The 19,122-nt window shown below is 45.5% G+C and carries 13 protein-coding genes and 1 pseudogene; 11 read left to right on the top strand and 3 right to left on the bottom strand.

Features of this window, described 5'->3' with window-relative positions; all coding sequences use genetic code 11:
• Positions 1 to 10 precede the first annotated feature (10 nt).
• From wecB to CWI69_RS00350, 3 genes and pseudogenes are all read left to right on the top strand, one after another.
• Positions 11 to 1,165, top strand: coding sequence for a non-hydrolyzing UDP-N-acetylglucosamine 2-epimerase (gene wecB / locus CWI69_RS00340; RefSeq protein WP_126760881.1), 1,155 nt, complete (start codon positions 11 to 13; stop codon positions 1,163 to 1,165).
• Positions 1,166 to 1,424: 259 nt separating this feature from the next.
• The gene (locus CWI69_RS00345; protein ID WP_126760883.1) at positions 1,425 to 2,078 is read left to right on the top strand and encodes a hypothetical protein; all 654 of its coding nucleotides are present in this window, start codon (positions 1,425 to 1,427) and stop codon (positions 2,076 to 2,078) included.
• A 102-nt stretch (positions 2,079 to 2,180) separates the two neighbouring features.
• Positions 2,181 to 2,618 (top strand): annotated as a pseudogene (locus CWI69_RS00350) (UDP binding domain-containing protein); the annotation flags it as partial.
• A 156-nt stretch (positions 2,619 to 2,774) separates the two neighbouring features.
• Here the strand turns inward: CWI69_RS00350 and CWI69_RS00355 are convergent.
• From CWI69_RS00355 to CWI69_RS00365, 3 genes are all read right to left on the bottom strand, one after another.
• The gene (locus CWI69_RS00355; RefSeq protein WP_126760885.1) at positions 2,775 to 3,308 is read right to left on the bottom strand and encodes a hypothetical protein; all 534 of its coding nucleotides are present in this window, start codon (positions 3,306 to 3,308) and stop codon (positions 2,775 to 2,777) included.
• Positions 3,308 to 4,831 (bottom strand): ATP-dependent Clp protease proteolytic subunit, encoded by a 1,524-nt coding sequence (locus CWI69_RS00360; protein WP_126760886.1) that lies wholly within the window; start codon positions 4,829 to 4,831, stop codon positions 3,308 to 3,310. Before CWI69_RS00360 ends, CWI69_RS00355 begins: the two co-directional genes overlap by 1 nt.
• 85 nt (positions 4,832 to 4,916) lie before the next feature.
• Positions 4,917 to 6,683: an ankyrin repeat domain-containing protein gene (locus CWI69_RS00365; protein ID WP_126760888.1), complete on the bottom strand. Its 1,767-nt coding sequence runs from the start codon at positions 6,681 to 6,683 to the stop codon at positions 4,917 to 4,919.
• 825 nt (positions 6,684 to 7,508) lie between these two features.
• Between CWI69_RS00365 and CWI69_RS00375 the strand changes: the two genes are divergently transcribed.
• The 8 genes from CWI69_RS00375 (at position 7,509) to CWI69_RS00410 (ending at position 19,086) form a co-directional block, all read left to right on the top strand.
• Complete coding sequence (locus CWI69_RS00375) at positions 7,509 to 10,664, top strand: helicase-related protein (protein ID WP_126760892.1); 3,156 nt, start codon at positions 7,509 to 7,511, stop codon at positions 10,662 to 10,664.
• Positions 10,661 to 12,523 (top strand): DUF1998 domain-containing protein, encoded by a 1,863-nt coding sequence (drmB, locus tag CWI69_RS00380; RefSeq protein ID WP_126760894.1) that lies wholly within the window; start codon positions 10,661 to 10,663, stop codon positions 12,521 to 12,523. The genes CWI69_RS00375 and drmB overlap by 4 nt, the downstream gene beginning before the upstream one ends.
• Positions 12,520 to 13,701 carry an AAA family ATPase gene (locus tag CWI69_RS00385; RefSeq protein WP_126760896.1) on the top strand — a complete coding sequence of 394 codons (1,182 nt, stop codon included), beginning with the start codon at positions 12,520 to 12,522 and terminating at the stop codon, positions 13,699 to 13,701. Before drmB ends, CWI69_RS00385 begins: the two co-directional genes overlap by 4 nt.
• Positions 13,694 to 14,878, top strand: coding sequence for a hypothetical protein (locus CWI69_RS00390; RefSeq protein ID WP_126760898.1), 1,185 nt, complete (start codon positions 13,694 to 13,696; stop codon positions 14,876 to 14,878). The genes CWI69_RS00385 and CWI69_RS00390 overlap by 8 nt, the downstream gene beginning before the upstream one ends.
• A gap of 2 nt (positions 14,879 to 14,880) precedes the next feature.
• On the top strand, positions 14,881 to 16,476 hold the full coding sequence (locus CWI69_RS00395; RefSeq protein ID WP_157984225.1) for a nuclease-related domain-containing DEAD/DEAH box helicase: 1,596 nt from the start codon (positions 14,881 to 14,883) through the stop codon (positions 16,474 to 16,476).
• A 292-nt stretch (positions 16,477 to 16,768) separates the two neighbouring features.
• Complete coding sequence (locus CWI69_RS00400; RefSeq protein WP_198678859.1) at positions 16,769 to 17,875, top strand: helix-turn-helix domain-containing protein; 1,107 nt, start codon at positions 16,769 to 16,771, stop codon at positions 17,873 to 17,875.
• A gap of 15 nt (positions 17,876 to 17,890) precedes the next feature.
• Positions 17,891 to 18,400: a hypothetical protein gene (locus CWI69_RS00405; RefSeq protein ID WP_126760904.1), complete on the top strand. Its 510-nt coding sequence runs from the start codon at positions 17,891 to 17,893 to the stop codon at positions 18,398 to 18,400.
• 365 nt (positions 18,401 to 18,765) lie between these two features.
• A complete protein-coding gene (locus CWI69_RS00410) occupies positions 18,766 to 19,086 on the top strand; it encodes a hypothetical protein (protein WP_126760906.1) in 321 nt (106 codons plus the stop codon).
• Positions 19,087 to 19,122: the final 36 nt, after the last annotated feature.

The raw sequence follows: 19,122 nt of genomic DNA on the forward strand, positions 1-19,122 counted from the left end.
AGGTAGTTTGATGAAAGTATTACTCGCCTTTGGCACACGTCCCGAAGCTATTAAAATGGCGCCCCTGGTAAAAGCCTTGCAAGCTGATCCCTTCTTCGATGTTTGCGTGGCTGTGACCGCGCAACATCGGGAGATGCTCGATCAGGTGCTGGCATTATTTGAAATTACTCCGGATTACGATCTGGATATCATGAAAGCGGGCCAAGACTTGTACGATGTAACCTCATCGGTGCTGTTGGGGATGCGCGATGTGTTTGCTGCAGCGAAGCCAGACTTAGTATTGGTACATGGTGATACCGCAACCACCTTTGCTGCATCGCTAGCGGCATTTTATGCGCGGATCCCGGTGGGGCATGTCGAAGCCGGCTTGCGTACCCACGACCTCTACTCGCCATGGCCGGAAGAGGCGAACCGTCAACTGACCGGACGTCTTGCGCGTTGGCACTTTGCACCTACCGAGCGCAATCGCCGAGACTTGCTGGCAGAGCAGGTTGCTGATGACGCTATTCTGGTGACCGGTAATACGGTGATCGATGCGCTGCAATGGGTGACGCAAAAGATTTCGGCGTCGGATACCTTGCGCGAAGCTATTTTGTCTCAGCTTTCTGAAGCGGGATTGACCGTTGATCTGCAGGACTCGCGTTATGTGCTTATTACTGGCCATCGCCGCGAAAACTTTGGCCAGGGCTTTGAGAATATTTGTTCGGCCCTGCGTTTGTTAGCCGTTGAGCATCCTGATGTACATTTCGTCTATCCGGTTCATTTGAACCCTAATGTGCAAAAGCCGGTGCGCTCGCTGTTGGACGGCCTGGATAACGTTCACCTTATTAAACCGCTGGGCTACGAGCCGTTTGTATGGCTCATGCAAAATTGCCATCTCGTTCTAACGGATAGCGGCGGCGTGCAGGAAGAAGCCCCAGGCCTCGGCAAGCCCGTCCTTGTTATGCGCGACACCACCGAGCGTCCCGAAGCCGTCGACGCCGGCACAGTGCGTTTAGTTGGCACCTCGGTTGATGCGATAGTGTCATCGGTAACATCACTGCTGATCGATGCAGACGAGTACGCCTCCATGTCGCGCGCCCACAACCCTTACGGCGACGGCCACGCCTGCGCCCGCATCCGCTCGTTTCTCGCTGATGCCCACTCGGCTGGCTCCGGTGCTTGATGCGGCTGGTTCTGATGCTTGATATGCCTGCAGGTTTGGGTGTGCGGTAGCCCGCAGTTCTACTGCGGGGGAAGCTCGTAGTTTTGCCCGATGCTCGCTTATGAAAAGCGGTATCTGCTGATGCAGGTACCGCTTTTTTGATTCTAAACTGAGGTGAGAAATCAGTCAGAGACTTTGAAAGCGCAAAGTTTTGCTCTCATTTATAAATAAGGCTACGGTAGATAATACAGCTCACTTATAAACGAAGGCGGATTAGCCGATGCTTAAAGTAATGAACCATATTGTTACCGTACTGCTTTTAGCGCTTCTAGTGATCATTTTTAGTTTTATCTTTGGTAAGGAATATTTCGTTGCGTTTGCAGCGCTTGCGGCGTTCCTCTTCCTCATTATCGTACACGTAATAAGTGATAAGTTTTACCATCTTCGAAGGTACAAGTTGGAAGCTGGCGCACCATTATTCTTTGCTTTTTTATTATTATCTGGTTTCTGGCTCAGGGTTCCGATTACGGATATTAACCTGTTAGCAGGGTTGCTTTTAATATCAATATGTCTAATTCAAATGAAGGCGATTTTCATCGCTGATATTGAGTATGATAATCATGATGTCTTATCTCAAATAGACGGATGGAGTGCCATCATTCGAGAGGATAGTGACTCGGGTAAAGTTCAGTACAGGAATGTAAGTGATGGTATTTCATTTGATGAATTAAAAGAACTTATTGGCTTAAAACGCGCGACAATGGGTGAAGTGTTGCTTGTGACAAAGGACGCATCCAAAATCGAAGTTCGGATTAATAAGAATCTCAGAATCGTATCAATGAATTTTAACGGTTCTACGGAAAGTCTAATTAAATTACGAGACGAAATACCAAACATTTATTCTGCGTCGACGTTGGGACATCCACAAAAATAAATGTCAACGGTAATCTAATTTTTGACCCACTTAGCGGCAAAGTAAAATTGACCCGCCCTTAGCTGTTTACTCGTGATCTTTGTTATTCATTACTGGTGATTCAGTCCCTCGTTTGGCTATGGTGGCTATTGCTTACCCAAAGATACCAAGCAGTTACTTGCCAACTACGACGATGTGCCACAAACGATGATCAGTGCCATCGTCGATGCCAATCGCACGCGCAAAGACTTTATTGCCGACAGCATCATCAAGCGCGCACCCCGCGTCGTTGGCGTTTATCGCCTGGTGATGAAGCAGGGCTCAGATAACTTCCGCTCGTCAGCGGTGCAAGGCATCATGAAGCGCATCAAAGCCAAGGGCATCGAGGTCATCGTCTACGAACCTGCATTGCCGGACGCTGAGTTCTTTAACTCGCGCGTCGTTCGCGACCTCGACGCGTTTAAAGCCGAAGCCGACGTCATCATCTCGAATCGTATCGCCACCGAAATCGGCGACGTCGCTGCCAAAGTCTACACCCGCGATTTGTTTGGTAGTGACTAACCCGTAGCCCGCAGTTCTACTGCGGGGGAAGCCTGCCTGCATCGCGTATGCCTGGTCAAAATGAAGCGGTACCTGCTTGTGTGGGTGCCGTTTTTGGGTTTTTGAACCGGGAAACGGTTCAAATGACTAGCTTGGTTGTTGTTTTGGAGGCGGACGTCAGTTCCGTAACGCTTCACAATAGCGCGCAAATTTTTCGAAATCCTTCCTGCTGTATGCACCATCGGCGAGCGTGAGTGGCTCACGCTCTAAATGTCGCTTATGTTGGACGAAGGGTTCGAGTCTATTCCAGGCGTCAGCAAACATTGGTCCCCACATGTTCGAGAAGTGCTCTTTGCTTATGAGATCCGCCTCCGCCATATAAGATAAACGTTGCATAGTCACGCTTACTCGCTGAGCCGCAGCACGTAATTCACCAGACCATTTAACCTTGTGCGTTGACTTGCCTAATTGCCCACTTGCATATTCGCCAGCGTCTTTAAGCACGTGTATATCTGGTTTTATTTTGGACATCTCTTCCATGGCCCAAATGAGCAATGTGCTGTCTCGGTTTTTGACCTCTTCTTTAATCGTTCTGTATGCAAATATGATCGAAATTAACAGGAACAAGTTAATGAAAAGCATCAAAACAGATGCTATCGCCGATACACCATCCCAGTCTAAAGGGTTTAAAACAACTTCCAGTGATTGCATTACTCATCCTCCGTCAATAAATACCGTGTGAGATTAGCCGCTCTCTTTACCGGCAATGTTTCATAAATGCGCTCATAAAAGTCAGTCACCGCTTGGCAGTGGGCTCTGTACCCTTCAAGCGTCGGCTCAATAGAGATGAGCGCGTCAGCATGGGCACCCATATCTGCCAGTATGAGATCCAAGTCTGACTGTCCAAGGTCAGCGTTAACTGAAACATCGTCACTTTGAAATGCTTGCTCAAAAATCTCGGTCACTTCTGCAACGAGCTCGTCTTCATCCTGATATCGGATGACGCTGTCGTAATTGGGGAATCCATAATCCGTTGGATACAGTGACTTAATGCATAGTTCTGGATCAGATCTGTTCATAGCGGCATACATGCGTACTTCGCGCAGCAGGGTTTTCATAAGAAGTAAATCATCAATACGTAGCATCGCCTCGACGCGTAATTGCGATACATAGTGCCGCGTCGTTACTTCGACGTTACTAAAATAGTTTTCATCTTGCGGGATCTCATCAAGCAGCCGAACTAATTCGTCGTACTCAGTTGGCGCTTTGTTTTTGATAATACTCAGGTAGTCAGGTGTCTTGGCATTGGCGGCAATCATTGCGTTGCGTTTTGCTACAGACTCCTGCGAAATAACTTCGTGCACAACGTTGGTACTGAGTAAGAGGTCTGAATCCGGGTACCACATATTATCCGCATCGGCTTGGAACATCACCCGCCTGAAGCTTGTTAAGAGACCTTTTTGCGCGAAGTAATCACTTACTTTTCGGTTTAGCCGCGCAATATTTTGGTATTCGGACGAGCTCGGCACATACATTCTGAACTGGTGAAAGCCGAGCGTGGCGTCAACATTCAGTAGCCGTTTGGCACCGCTCATATAAATGATGGTGCAGGCTGAGGCACAGTGCTCGTGCACATAGGTAGAGATTGGCCGGTGGGTGGCTTGGTAGGTTTCAAGTGCATCGACAATTCTGAATGCTTCGTCTAAATCGCCTCCGACACTGTTCAGTAGCACGGTTTTAAGATTTGGATGCTGCTCGAGGGTGCGAATCACTTCATCTGAGATCGTCACACCAATCTCACCGTCAATGGTCATGATTTCTTTGTTATCGGAAACTTTGACGACGAAGGCCTGTTCGCGTGCGCTCTCGTTGCGTAAATTCAATTCCTCCATTGTGAGGATGGTATTACTGACGAGCGAAAGAGTGCCCAGAGCCATCAGCACTTTTACCAGTCCCGCAAGAAACCCGCTGCCACCGTTTGCCCGATAACGCGTCGCGCTGCTCCAAGTGCCGACAATCTGCCAAACACCCACCGATAACCCCACGACGATAGAGCCGGTGAGTATGTTCTGTGAGGTTTGCCAGTGCATACCATCGAAGCTCCCGCCCAACCAAAACACGTTGACCAAGAACACACTAACAACGTTCAGCAGCACCACGTTTACCCAAAACGACACCGCCAGCGGCAGCTCACCGCGCCAATGCCGTAACAAATAGTTCCCTTTCTTCTCCATATCCTTTCGCTCTTGTTAGTATGTAGCCCGGAATTCTACTGGGGGGGAGGTGGCGTTTGTATCCCGCTACAATTTTTACCTACAACTATACAGACTCGACCTCATGGTTAGCGCCATTCTCAACAAGTGTCTTGATGACTTGCGTGGCAGCATCTAGTTCAGCTTCACTGCCGAACGCCTGGTATTCAAGAAACATTTCCTCTGCATATTGGAGTGGTAGAACGAATCGCTCTGATAACCGTTGATTTGCAGATGCTCCCAACGCTAAAAGCTGCTCGACAAAGTCAGGCCGATTGCACTCAATCGCGAGTCCCAAAGGTGTAAGTTTGCGCTTATCTGTTCTTGTGCCCACTATTTTGTTCGTAGCAACACGCGTTGCTGCGAGCCTTGCAAACAGTAGCGCGATGATTTTTGCATCTGCATTAGACTTCGACTGCTTGTAGGTTTGTAAAGCAATAATAAGTGGTGAATGACCACGTTCAAGTGTGCCGAAGTCTAGACGATTTGTTTGCGCAAGCAGCTTTTCAGTCGATTCATAGTCTCGCTGCAGAATCGCTTGGGAAAGCTGCTCCAAACGAAATTCTGAATCGCCGATACGCGATTTTCGATTGGCCACGGTAAACTCTTGTTCTTCAAAACCAGCAATCATCACCTCAGGGCGCACTTTGCTGTAATCCACCTTTGCATTCGGGAATAGTTGTTTGCAATCACGTTGCCATTGCTCAATTTCGTACTGTTTCACAAAATCATTGAGCTGTTTATATACGCGAATAGGGCGTTCACTGATGTGGTCATGTGGTTGCTCCAGACCATAAACAATCGCGAGGTTTTTCGCCTTTTTCAGTAATGGCGCATCGCCATTCTTACCTTTCATTGATGCGACCATCAGTGCAAGGCTGATAAGTTTTTCTTGTTCATCCGGATGGAAGCACGCACTCAGCTTTAGCAATTTTGAATAGCGTTTACAGGCGTTCGCAATGTAACCTTTGTCGAAGTCTTGTTTTGCCAGCTGCAAAATCTTGAGTAAATCATAGGCCCACAAGCATTGTTCCTTGTCATCGTCTGTGCGCGTTTGTTTTAACGGCAAAAAGATACGCCAATCTAAATTCATGTGTCGCGACCGAATGCCCTCGAACAACAATTCTGAGGGTGACTTAGGCTTCGACTCGTTTTCTTCTTCGGATTCCGAATTTCCTTTTTCTTTGGGCTTTGGTTTGAGCGAGTCCAGAAAGCGTGCGTGCAGCAGTATCGTGAAATACTTTTGCTGTGTTTCTTTGCTCAAGACGTGTGAGTCCAGTAGTTCTTTGAGTTTTGTGATGCTTGCAAGCTCGCTTGTACGCCAACGCCAAAGCCGATCAATTGCGGCTTTATCGAGAGTGGCTTTGAATTTGCACCAAGTAATATCTTCATCTAGAACTTCTAGCGCAACTGCAGTGGCGTGACGCGCTTCATCGCTGCCCATCATCCTTAAAACAGAGGGAAGATAGCTCTCTCGCATGTGAAGATAAGTATATGCTTCGAAGAATTCGATAGCGTAGAGTTCTCCCCATATAAAGTCCTCAACTTCTTTGGGCGTCATTGTGAAAAAACACGTCTGATGGAGCTTGTTGATTAAACTCTGAACTGCGGATGGAAGAATTTGCTTGAGAGCTTCGTAGTAACTATCCGACACTAGTCCTTTGAGGTTGTGGGTGATTGCTTCATAAGGCAGGTGAGCATATCGATTGTACGCTGTATGAATATTATTGATTTCATAACGCTGATCGTCTGTTAGCTGGATACCGAACCCTTCGGCCCAGACTTTGAGAATGTTCAGTGGTGCAAGTAAAGTAGGATCGGGTGCATGTTTCATGTGTGCCTCCGTGCTTGAATGCGTTTAATGTCCTTTGCGAAATTCGTTCCTGCGCGCCAATCACTCGGCGTGCTTGGAATTGTTGTGGTGAAGCCCTCCGGCGACACTAGTTTGTGGTGCTTTGTGCCTTTTTTAATACACCAGCCCTTTTTAATCAAATCTTTAACTAACTTATTGATTCGTTTATTGTTGCTTAATTTCATCATGACTCCATGTGTCGGTGCCTGATGGCACCGACTTTCTTGTTTAGATTATTTCCGTGGTGGATTGTTGCTACGACCACCACCTGACTTGTTGCCAGTTTTGCTTGGCCACCCGGCCTTGCCTGCTGTGTTCACTGAGTTCTTCATAATTGTGTTCCTCTTGGTTATTTCTTTAGGTTTAATTTCACCCTTTGATTGGGTGAAGTTAATTGTTAACTAACCAAGGCAGTGAGAGCGACATCGTGGGGTCGGAAAAAATTAGATATTTTGGTGTGAGCGCAGCAGTCCACAAACTTGCGAATGATTTCAAATCGGGCACGTTATGCAATAGTCAACGATGGTCAAACTTTATACGGAAAATATAATCACGGCTTCTGCGCGCCGGTTCTGCGGATATTTGGTGTGTTATGACATCAGTGGTGACTGTATACGCCGACGCGTACACCGCCTTTTAATACGGAACGGCCACCGTAATTGTCGCTTAATGCATAGAAGTAATGAACCGCTACAGGTTGCTTTCTTTACCAATCTATTTATGATTAATTAATTGTTATAATCACTTTGCGCTACGATTAGAAATGGCGCTTTGTAATGTAAGTCGTCATGAAACCTTGGGAATGCGATGCAACAACTGCGCAACAGATTGGTTAAACATATCAAAAGTGTGTTGATTAGCGGCGTTAATACAGCAGAAGAATTAGTCTCGCGACAACCCTCCGATCATCATATGACTGCGATACTCGCACCATTGAACAATGCGCCGACTCTTGAGGAAACAGTCGACGAATTTTCTGATAGTGAACCTAGCAGCGGCTCGAACTCCTTCCGTAAATATCAACCACCGAGCTCGGTGGGATTCTCATTTTTTATTGCTGGCGACACAATTGAGTTAAATATCTCTTGTGGTGCGACCACTTATACTCATAGAAAAACGGGCGGTGACGATGTTTCGAGACAAAAAAATAAAAAGAATAAAGACGCATGGACCAAGTCACACTTAATCGATGAGGACATAACGCTTGTACTGACTCAGGGGCAAACCACAAAACTCGTGCTAGATGGAAATGCAACTCTATCGCTGACTTCTCGCCCGCTAATTTATGGTCACATAGTCACCGTAACGCTCTACAACCATAAATATCTATCCACAGAATCTAATTATCGTGAGTTTAACGAGAACTGCTTATTCGAGGCTCAACTTTCATGTGAGGTTGTTAGCGGTTCACTTTCCGGCTATCCAATTACGGAAAGAGCTTTGCTAGACGATGAACAAAGAGAAATTGAATTCCGATATCGTCAGGTAAAAACCTTAGCTGTAGGGCATGGTTCAGCGGTAAAGTGGGAAAAATTAGCCAACAATAATTGGTTTATAGAATCTGATTTTGTGCCTACGATTGAGATCCCACAAATGACAGCTGATACGGGCGATAGTGAGTCAAGGGTTTTGGATTCTCGTTGGCTGATGACGTTGCAAACTGAAGCTTCGGTTTTAGAGGACCTGGAAAGTTTTATTGATAACTACGGTTCGTGGGTAGAGAAAGAAAAAGGTGCCTTAACGGACGAGGAATGGCAACTGGACGAGGAATCAGCGTCAACGATTATTCAAAAACAAACGGCAGCCATTACTCGTATGAGGAAGGCTATTGGCTTTTTACGCACAAGTGCTTCTGCAAGGGCAGCATTTGCGCTGGCAAACGTGGCTATGCTGTCGCAAGTGAATCAGTGCACCGTTAACAAGAACGAAAGCAATCTAAATGAATTAAAAGTTTTTAAATGGAGACCCTTTCAGTTGGGATTCATTCTCGTCGCGTTAGAGTCAACTTTGAATCAAGACAGCCAAGACCGAGAAATATTAGATTTAATATGGTTTCCAACGGGGGGCGGTAAAACAGAAGCCTACTTGGGGCTAATGGCGATACTGTTCATATTCCGCAGAATGGAGTATCCGAGCTCCGGATCCGGGACGATTTGCATGATGCGTTACACGTTAAGGTTGCTAGCATCACAGCAGTTTTTGCGTGCAAACCGGCTTATTTGTGCTTTAGAGCTCTTGCGTCGTAAACAGCCATCTGTACTCGGAGATGAACCATTTACCTCTGGGTTTTGGGTTGGTGCTAGCACTTCACCCAACACACATAAAGAAGCACAAGAGTTGTGGAATAAAGAACGGTACTCACGCCTCGTGCTTACATCGTGTCCATGGTGTGATACCCGATTCACAAAAGAAAACTATATTTTTGAAAATGGTCGTCTGTCTTTTCAATGTCGCAATGAGGCGTGTGACTTCCATAATAATGGTGATTTGCCAATTGATGTGGTGGATGACAATTTATATGAGAGCCCTCCAACGTTGTTGCTAGGGACAGTGGATAAATTTGCGCGCTTGGCGTGGGATGGACGAGCGAGTCGCTTTTTTGGGGTAGGTCAACGGCGACCACCGGAGTTAATCATTCAAGATGAGCTTCACCTAATTAGTAGCTCAATAGGCTCGGTGTTTGGTTTGTACGAGGCTGGTATTGATGCATTAATCCGAGCGCGGGGTCTAACAATAAAGTATGTCGCATCAACAGCAACAATACGCAATGCTCATGAACAAACAAAAGCGTTATTTGCGAGAAAGTCAGCGGTATTTCCTCCTTCTGGTTTGAATCACACAGATGCTTACTTCGCGCGAGAAGTGCCGCTCTCAGAAAAGCCAGGTCGTTTGTATGTTGGGTTTTTGGCGGCATTAATAGCTCAATCGAAATCCCTGGGACCACTTATGGCGGCAGCATTGGCTGCGCCGATTGAATCTTTTGCGGAAAGTGATTCTGATTTTTTGGACGCGTGGTGGACGTTGCTTGTTTATCACTCCAGCCTTAAGTCAGTAAATAACTCGTCAACGGTGCTGGAAAGTGATGCGCGAGCGAAACTCGAGGCGGCGCTCAAAGAATTCCTGCAAGGAATAAATGATGAAGAAACTAGAGCTCGCGTCCAGTCGCTTATTGATAAGCGTAGTGCGGTCAAAACAATAACTTTGACGAGTCAAACCGAAGCTGAAGAAATTCCCAAGTCATTCGCTCGACTATCTCATAGTTTTGAAGAGAGTGAACGCTACGTTGATGTGGGCCTTGCTTCAACGATGATTTCGGTAGGGCTTGATGTGAGCCGCCTTGCGCTAATGATTATTAACGGTCAACCGCTGACAACGGCCGAATATATCCAGGCTAGTAGTCGGGTGGGTCGCGGAACAACGCCGGGTGTGGTTGTGGTTAATTACTTAAAGGGGCAATCGCGAAGTTGGTCTCACTATGAAAATTTTAGAACTTACCATGAGTCCTTTTACCGTTTTGTTGAGCCATCTAGTGTAACTCCTTTTACCTATCAGGCGCGGAAAAGGGCGTTACACGCGGCGCTCGTTATTGCGGTGCGTCATGGTGCGCCTGGTATGCACGAGAATGCGGCCGCAGGCCTGTTTAATAAGTCTTTGCCTGAAATACAGAGAGCTTTAACGCAATTAAAAAACCGTATATCTATTGCTATTGGCGCTCATTCTGAAACTCAGCGACAGGTTCAAAAGCAGTTAGAAGACTTGGTCGAAGAGTGGCATGATCGGGCACAAAATTCACAGCACTCTCTCGTCTATTTTTCCCGAGACCGCTCTAGTAATAACCTTATTGAGCCGACCGAATTATTAAGTAGCATCGGTCGCGCATGGGCTACTTTGAACTCGATGCGTAATGTCGAGAGTGAGGCTAACTTGTGCTGCGTGGGGCAAGTAGTGGAGCGAGCGTCATGAAGCAAAATGACTTGTACTATACACCGGTGCGTTTTTCACACTTACTTGGCTACTCTGGCGTAGGCTCAATTGTTCGACTTGCTAACTATCGAACTGCAGTCATTTGCGATACTCGGTTTTGGGAAAGCGCTGGGGATTCATCTAGAACAATTTCTTATGTGAAACGAATATCAAGTCAACTTGCTGAGGGACGCGAGCTCAAGGCTCCTCCTGTTTCCAAAATTGATAATGGGCGAGTTTACGGAAGCACGATACCAGCTGTTGTTTTTCCAAAAACATGCTTTTGTCGTAAATGTGGAGCTTTACACTTAGACCCTTGGGCGAAACAAAATTTAGATGCCAATGTCGAAAAGTTGTCGTGTCAGCAATCATCCTGTGGTGGCGAGCTTCAACAAGTAACTTGGTGTGCAATCGGAGATAACGGTTATTTGAGTGAGGTCGACTGGCATTCACTCTGTCACCCCAAACCCAGCTCCTGTAGGAGAACCATTGAAGGAGATATAAGCTATCTCAAGCTACAGGAAGTAAATGGGCAGGAATCTGTTGTTTGTACTGAATGCTTAAAGGCGAAAAAACTTCCTCGAGCGCGTCTTGGCTCTGTGAACCAGGTGCAACCTTGGTTAAGTCCGATAAAACACAAGCCTATTCATAAGTCGATGGATGGCAAAAATGAGCAATACTACGTAACGGAGATAAATAATCCGGCGACGTACTCTCCCCTTACGACTAGAGGAATTGTAATACCGCCAGAATCTCGAAGGCTTGAGGAGACCTCACTCGTTTCACAGCTCAGAAACCGTTCGGCTTTCTTATCTGATATCGAAGCTAGCAATCCCAAACGAAGAGAGTCTCGAATACGTCAGGAAGCCAGAAATATCGGTTGTTCTCCACATGAGTTAAATACTGCAATTCAGCAGGTTAGAGATAGCGAATATGAAGAGTCAGCTGTGTGGGAGAGTGAAAAGGATCCGCAGGAAGAGGAGTTTTTGGCGTTCATCACAATGATCGAAAACCTACAAGAAGATGAGGATTTCGTTCCGGAGCATGAAACGGGTATGTTTCGTGAGCTTATTGATGCAGCGTTCCCACAATATAAACATGTGTCGAAACTCATAGAGAACTTGGTAATCGTCAAACGTTTACGAGAAATCCTTATTTTTAAGGGGTTTAAGCGAGGCGGGGGAGATGAACCTCTGATCGTGCCACCTGATATTGAGCAAAAATCTTCATGGCTGCCGGCCACCGAGCTTTTTGGAGAGGGCATTTTCTTCTCGATTAATAATGATCTACTGAGTGAGTGGGAACGACAAGCCTCTGTAAAGAGCTATGTCGATAACTTGAGTAGAGCTTATGAAGCATCATCTATCGAATTACCTAGCTTGAGTGGCGCCGGGGTAACACCTAGATTTGTGTTACTGCATACGATTGCTCATTTGTTTATTCGTGAGCTTGAGTCCTCAGCAGGCTACCCCGCAGCATCTATCCGGGAAAGAATCTACTGTTCCCAAGCTTTAAATATGGCTGGCGTGCTCATTTACACAACGTCTGCCGATGTGGCGGGCACATTAGGTGGGCTCATGGAGCAGGGCAGAGCTAAACGATTCTTGGCTAATTTCGTGGCGATGTTAAAGCGTGCTGAATGGTGCTCGCTTGACCCCGTTTGCAGTGAAGCTAGCGGACAAGGTATTGAAAGTTTGAACATGGCAGCATGTCATGCCTGCTCTTTAGTTCCTGAAACAAGTTGTGATTTTCTTAATATACTGCTTGATAGAAAGCTCATTTCTGGCTCAAAGGAGCATGATATCTCCAGCCTTGAAGACTTCGCGCTTAAAATGGCTCTGCGGGAAAGTACACCATGAGAGAACGTATTCTTAGGCTTCCGGAATTATCAGACGAGCAATTTAAGATATTAGGCAAACCTAAAGAGGGCTTCTGGCTTCTACTAGGAGGCCCTGGGACTGGGAAATCAGTTGTGGTTATGCAGCGATTGAAACAAATCAGTGCATCAGATGATGCGATGTTTCTTGCCTATAACAAAGTGCTTCACAGCTATTGTCAACAAGTGATGAAGAGATCATTTGGCGATCAAGCCATGACAAAAATAGTTACTTCAACAATATTTAGGTGGCTAGGTGAATTTTATGACCAACAGTTGAAGCAAGGAAGGCAGTTGCCAAAATTACCCGATGCCAAATCGGCTTACGATATCGACTATGAGATGATGGAATCTAACGTTCGTGCGTCTGGCCAAGGACAGGTACATAAAAAAGTTTATCTGGTTGTTGATGAAGGTCAAGATATGCCCGAGGGGTTCTATAATTTTTTAGTAAGTGTTGGTTTTGAGAATATATTTGTTGCGGCCGATTTTAATCAGACCATCACTGAGAGGCAGTCGACGCGTGAGGAATTAATTGACGCATTAGCATTAGATAATGAAGATGTCTTGACGCTTAGCGAGAATTATCGAAATTCTAACGAGATAGCCAAGTTTTCTCAGTTTTTCTACAGTGACAAGTCGACACCGCCATCGAACGAACCAACACGAGTTGCTGGTTTCGTTCCGACCTTGCTGATGTGTAAGTATAGACTTCACGCAATAAAGTTAATTCTTAGAGAAGCTGACAATGATCCCAGAAAATTGATCGGAGTAATTGTTGGTGATCATGAAGATCTAGAGTTTTATGTTGGCCACTTACGTAACCTTGGCATGCAACTGGATAATCTTAGACCCCCAGTAACGACTTACAAGAACTCTGATGATTCCGTCGAGATTGATTTCGCTAATGGTGGAATCGTGGTTTTGTGCGATGCATCTGTTAAGGGTCTTGAGTTTGATGTTGTGTATATTTGCTTGGATAGCATTTGGAAAATCAAAAGCTCCGTGGATGAGGTAGCCTTCAGAAAATCGATGTACGTTAATGCATCACGTGCGAAAGAGAAGCTTTTTTTGCTTAAAAACCAAAAAGAAAATCGAGAGTTAATGGAGAGGCTTCCGAGTGAGCCAGAACTCATGCAGATAGGAAACCTAGATGAGTAAGCGTTATCGTGTTTATGAGTTCACCGAACTCCGTCACTATGTTAAAAGCGGCCTATTCCCAGTTGGTCCATGGCCAAAAATGCCTAGCAAAAAGAAAATGCTCGAATCACTGAGCGCTCAATTCAAAGACCGTTTAGGTGAAATATGTATTGTAGAGTTGTGTGACGAAGTCAGCGAACTAATTAGTTCGAGAGGAAAGCATAAAGATATGGCTGTAGAGATTTCAGTGTCGGCGGTAACTTTTGTCTTTCCAGAACAAAAATCGAAGGAACTCTTTTGCTCGTATGAGGGGCTTGACGCTGGTTTTGTTGTCAAGGGTATTTCAATGAGAGTTGAAGCTTCGTTATATCCCGAAAAACAAGGCGAAACTGTCGGAGCTGAAGTACTTGTGAAGGAGCCGTTGTCAGCAGGTGAAACGACTTCAAGTTTATTCGATGATAATACTGAGGAAGTGTTACTTGGGCAAAGTTTCGGCGGACTTTTGTTGGTAACTCGGTTCCTCACCTATTTATATCCAGAGTTTCTCGAACTCTACGGTCGGCTATTGGCGCATTGTGCGCTGACACCAAAAGATTGGTTAGAAGATCTCACGCAAACGTCGAGCATTGATGGTGTTTTGGAGGAGAAGGCTGATCTTCAAGGCGAATATCTTGAGTTAGCTAAAGCAGTCATCAATAACAAGCGAATTTCCGACTTTCTCTCAAATCCAAAAGTTTGGGCAACAGAGTCAAAAATGCGAGCGGCTCAAGAAGTGAAAAAATCACTCGAGATCCTGCGAAATGGCGCCAATCAAGAAATTTATTCGGAATACATGGCAAAGCTAAAAGCAGCCTCTCGTTTCCGACTTTACTGTGTCGTACTTGATTATCGTACTGACTTTCAAGAGTTTATCAATGACATAAAATTGTGCGACATTCTGGATAAGAAAGACTTCTTGGTGTTGGGCTTTTTCTTTGGTTTACGTGATAAGTACCGAGGCTGCTACCAAGAAATTCGCAAAGTACCAATGTTTCAGAGGGATGCATCTCAAGCCATGATGGTCTTCCACTGGAAAGCTAATGGCGGTAAGGATGTTCCTTCGCTACCTAAATTCGATGTTGATTGTTTTGCAGAGCTGAACCGAATAAGACAATTAAAATATGGGGAAGCCCAGCGTGGTCGCGAGCGACAGCTATGAGAATGATTCCATCTACCCCTCTATTCGGCCCGAACGGAAATAGGCCGCCCCGTAGCGAAGTGACGATCTTTAATAAACTAAGAGAGTGTTTTGTTGATCGTAACGACTTCGTGTGTTTTCACTCGCTTAATTTAACTAGACATGAATATAAACGCTTTGGTGAGGCAGATTTCGTAGTCTTGTCACCGTATGGTTTGTACGTAATCGAAGTTAAAGGTGGCGGTATAAGTGTTTCTGGAGGGCGGTGGACGTCAGAGAATAATGAAGGAGTTCATAATATAAGCGATCCTTTTAAACAAGCTCACGGTGCCATGCAAGCAATTTACAACAAGCTTAAAGACACCGGACAGATAAAATCAGTCGTCGACTATGGTCACACTATTTCGATGGGATACGGTGTCATATTTCCTGATTCATTCTGGAGTGCAAAAGGTTCAGAATGGGAGAGAGCGCATATATGTGATAGGGCTGACACTAAAAATGTCGAAAGATGGCTAAAAGGATTGATGAGTTTTTGGCGTAAAAAAGACTTTAATGATAGGACTTTTTCGACTGATGAGCTCAAGATTATTGAGCATTTTATCAGACCGACCGTCGAATACGCCGAAAGTCTGGGGCAAAAATTAGAACGCCATGATGAATCACGGGTTGGGCTTACTGAACAGCAATATCAAATTTTAGATTTCGCTGAGTATAACCCCCGCGGACTTTTTTTTGGTGGTGCTGGGACGGGTAAAACCTTTCTTGCTGCTGAGTTATCTCGAAGACTAAGTGCTTTGGGGAAATCAGTAGCGTTGGTGTGTAAATCTCCATTTTTACGGTCGTATTTGAAAGCGCTCCTAACCGACTTCCCGGTGCAGGTATATGCCATCGAAAGCTTCAAAAGAGAGCGAGATTTTGCAGGCAAGTCACAGTTTGACGTGATTATTCTCGATGAAGGACAAGACCTCTTTAACATAGAGGATATTCTTGAAATAGAGGATGCTTTGGATGGTGGTTTTAAGCATGGCTCCTGGTATGCCTTCCATGATGCAAAAAATCAATCAGGACTCGTCGGCAGCACTACTGCAGAAGGGCTTGCTTACTTGGAGGAATTCTCCCCGATAAAACTGCCATTGACCACCAACTGTCGGAATACAAAACAGATTTTGTCTGTCGTACAAAACAAGCTCGGTGTGGACATGGGAAATGTCGGTACTGGCGAGGGTTCTAAGGTTAGAGAGCTACTTGCCAAGTCGCAAGAAGAGGCTTGTAAGCTATTACATGACGAAATTGTCTTTCTGCATGAAAATGGCATCCAGACCCGCAATATCACGCTCTTATCTCCGTTACCTTGGCACGAGTCCATTGCTTCAAATTTATGCGACAGTTATGGGGTGCTGACTCAGCGTGTCGATGCGTATTCGATTGAGAGTTTCCCGCCAGCGGAGCTATCTTTTTGTGAAGTGGCAAACTTTAAAGGATTGGAGAATAGCGTAATTATTCTGGTTGATGTTGAGCAGTCCGCATTAGAAGAGTCTGGAGCACCAAAAGCGTCTCTTTATGTAGGAATGTCTCGTGCGCGAGACGTTTTGTCGGTGATATGGAAAGGTTATTAAGACAAGGGATGTTGCAATGAAATTTCACTCCATAATATTGTCGTTGTTTATGCATTAGTCTTTCTTCTCGGCCGTATTGTTACTGCCATCCAACGCGACGTTTGCGGCGCAAGCTGCAGATTGTAATACCCCCATTCTAAGCAGCAGTTATTCGTAGAATTGATGAACCGCTTGCGTTAATTGTTTGGGCGGAATGCCTGTTCGGTGGCACCGAAATCATCTCAGCGAGAACAATCTTGCATAATTAAATATGCAAGGTATAATATGTTTAAATTTTCTTCAGGTAGCACACATGGATCGTCACACCGAACAGCAACAACTGATATCGCAGCGAATTAACTACTTCCGAAAGGCTCGTGGCCTAAAGCAACAAGAGCTGAGTGAATTAATGGCGTTTAACCAGCGGCAGACACTTTCAGATATTGAGCGTGGTGAGCGTATGGTCAAGCCCAAAGAACTTATTCGCTTCGCTGAAATTTTGAATGTTAAACCGACGGCATTTCTCGATGCATTTGAGCCTGCTGTAGATGTTGAGTTTAGCTGGCGGACTAATGATGAACATACAGCCTTTGCTGAGTTTGAGCAGCGCGGACGCAATATTATTAATCTGTTGACGACCTTACGACGAAAGCTCAACATTGCGCCAGCTTCAGTCTCGTCTCTACCCTTGGGCGAGAAAAACTCTTACGAAGACGCGCAAAATGCGGCCGAAAGACTAGTGCTTGAGCATGACCTTGGTCCATATCCTGGTAAAGTTCTGAACAAACTCTACGAAGTCTTGAACATTGACTGTATCTACCTTGAGCTGCCAGATTTTATTTCAGGCGCAGCGATGGTTTCTGATGAAGCGTTGTTGGCAGTGATAAACGCAAAGCAAGTCCGCGGTCGGCGTAACTTTGACAAAGCCCACGAGCTTTTTCATTGCTTGACGTGGCGAACGATGAAGCCTATGCACATCGACCGAGTGAAGCTCAATCGAAATAGCAAACGCTCGCGAACTGAACAGCTTGCTGATGCCTTTGCTGGCGCGTTACTTATGCCATCCGATTCGTTGCAAACAGCGATAACCGACGATATTACGCTAGAATCGTTAACGTCCGTTGCCAATAATTTCGAGGTTTCATTTGATGCGCTTGTTTGGCGATTAGTTTCTCTGGGGAATTTAACGAATGCCGATGCACAGCATCTTTTGAAACAAGAGCGAGAGCCAGGTAATGGTGATGCTGAAAACCTAAAACCTCATTCATTAATGAGCCACTCCTATTTGTCCGTGATAGCGAAAGGTATCGAGCATGGGCTTATCTCCGTTCGTCGCGTAGCGACGTTACTTGGCATTTCGATAGATGCATTACACGATGCATATCACCAACATGGCATGGACGCACCATTCGATATGTAGGTAAGGGAGTAACAGATGGAGAGGGAAGACCTGATTTTAGTCGACACTAACGTAATTATCGAAGCGCATCGTGCATCGATTCTTAATGAAATGCTTGGATGTTTAAGTCTAGCTACAGTTGAAATGTGTGTCCAAGAAACGCAAACAGGTGCACAGAACCGTGATCCGTGGCAAAACATTGATGAAGGGCTTATTCGCGAAAGGATGCAAATCTTTAGTCCTACCGACGAAGATATTGTGGTTGCATCAATGGCGTTACCGGGCATTGGTGAAGTTGATGCGGGAGAACTTCACCTTTTGACTCAAGCGCATTTCTTAGCAGATCAAGATGTATGGTTTCTGGCGAGTCCTGATAAGCACCCAATGCGTTTAGCAATAGAATATGGATGGCGTGAACGACTGGTTTCTCTAGAGCGCGTTTATAGGTTAGCGAATTCAAAACGGAAGCTTCAATTGCGGGAGAATTTTACAGAGGCTTGGCATCAGGCAGTTTGTATGCAATTCACACTTAACGTACTTAAGTAAAGTTGCGTACTTAAGATGAATTAAGGCACTTCAAATATTAAGCGACAATTACGGTGGCCGGTCCGTATTGCCTCATTAAGAAATAACACATTGGGCATCAATCAATCAGTAGCTTCGCCTTCCGTAAGTTAGGCTGGCGCGCTGACCTTTACCGGTTACCGTTTTTTCACTTTGAAGTTTATTTTTGTAAAGGAGTTGAATAATACCATAAATGGTATTATATTCCCGTTATGCGTAAAAGGACTTAGCATGAGAGCTGCACCAACTGTTGAGCGTAAAGCTCAGGAATACACGGACGAGGCCGGCAGAAGCCCATTTCAAGACTGGTTAATTTCGTTAAAAGATAATCGGGTGAAGGTAAATGTATGGCTTTAACACGTGAATTCAAAGAAACAGTTATGGAACTTTGCAAGGATCCAGAGTACCGCAAGGCGTTACTGCTAGAAGCATTAGAATCGTATCTCGAAAACGATATTGCCGTAGGTAATGCGTTGCTGCGCGACTACTTAAATGGAACTCAGGCCTTTAGCGATGTCGCTAAAGAGCTCGAAGTGGAAGAGTCAGGATTACGCCGAATGGTCAGCCGCAATGGTAACGCTACAGCTAAGAAGCTTTTCCGGCTGTTTAAAATTTGTCAGAAACGTGAAGGGTTCCAGTCTGCCGACGAGTTTTTAGGTACCGTGTAAACAAACGGAGTATCGTAGCCCGCAGCATCATTGCGG

The organism is Pseudidiomarina halophila (assembly GCF_003987215.1).
Classification (GTDB): Bacteria; Pseudomonadota; Gammaproteobacteria; order Enterobacterales; family Alteromonadaceae; genus Pseudidiomarina; species Pseudidiomarina halophila.

Bases quoted from the DNA above. Each gene is read 5' to 3' on its own strand.
- wecB (WP_126760881.1), top strand. From the start codon at position 11: ATGAAAGTATTACTCGCCTTTGGCACACGTCCCGAAGCTATTAAAATG.
- CWI69_RS00345 (WP_126760883.1), top strand. From the start codon at position 1,425: ATGCTTAAAGTAATGAACCATATTGTTACCGTACTGCTTTTAGCGCTT.
- CWI69_RS00355 (WP_126760885.1), bottom strand. From the start codon at position 3,308: ATGCAATCACTGGAAGTTGTTTTAAACCCTTTAGACTGGGATGGTGTA.
- CWI69_RS00360 (WP_126760886.1), bottom strand. From the start codon at position 4,831: ATGGAGAAGAAAGGGAACTATTTGTTACGGCATTGGCGCGGTGAGCTG.
- CWI69_RS00365 (WP_126760888.1), bottom strand. From the start codon at position 6,683: ATGAAACATGCACCCGATCCTACTTTACTTGCACCACTGAACATTCTC.
- CWI69_RS00375 (WP_126760892.1), top strand. From the start codon at position 7,509: ATGCAACAACTGCGCAACAGATTGGTTAAACATATCAAAAGTGTGTTG.
- drmB (WP_126760894.1), top strand. From the start codon at position 10,661: ATGAAGCAAAATGACTTGTACTATACACCGGTGCGTTTTTCACACTTA.
- CWI69_RS00385 (WP_126760896.1), top strand. From the start codon at position 12,520: ATGAGAGAACGTATTCTTAGGCTTCCGGAATTATCAGACGAGCAATTT.
- CWI69_RS00390 (WP_126760898.1), top strand. From the start codon at position 13,694: ATGAGTAAGCGTTATCGTGTTTATGAGTTCACCGAACTCCGTCACTAT.
- CWI69_RS00395 (WP_157984225.1), top strand. From the start codon at position 14,881: ATGATTCCATCTACCCCTCTATTCGGCCCGAACGGAAATAGGCCGCCC.
- CWI69_RS00400 (WP_198678859.1), top strand. From the start codon at position 16,769: ATGGATCGTCACACCGAACAGCAACAACTGATATCGCAGCGAATTAAC.
- CWI69_RS00405 (WP_126760904.1), top strand. From the start codon at position 17,891: ATGGAGAGGGAAGACCTGATTTTAGTCGACACTAACGTAATTATCGAA.
- CWI69_RS00410 (WP_126760906.1), top strand. From the start codon at position 18,766: ATGGCTTTAACACGTGAATTCAAAGAAACAGTTATGGAACTTTGCAAG.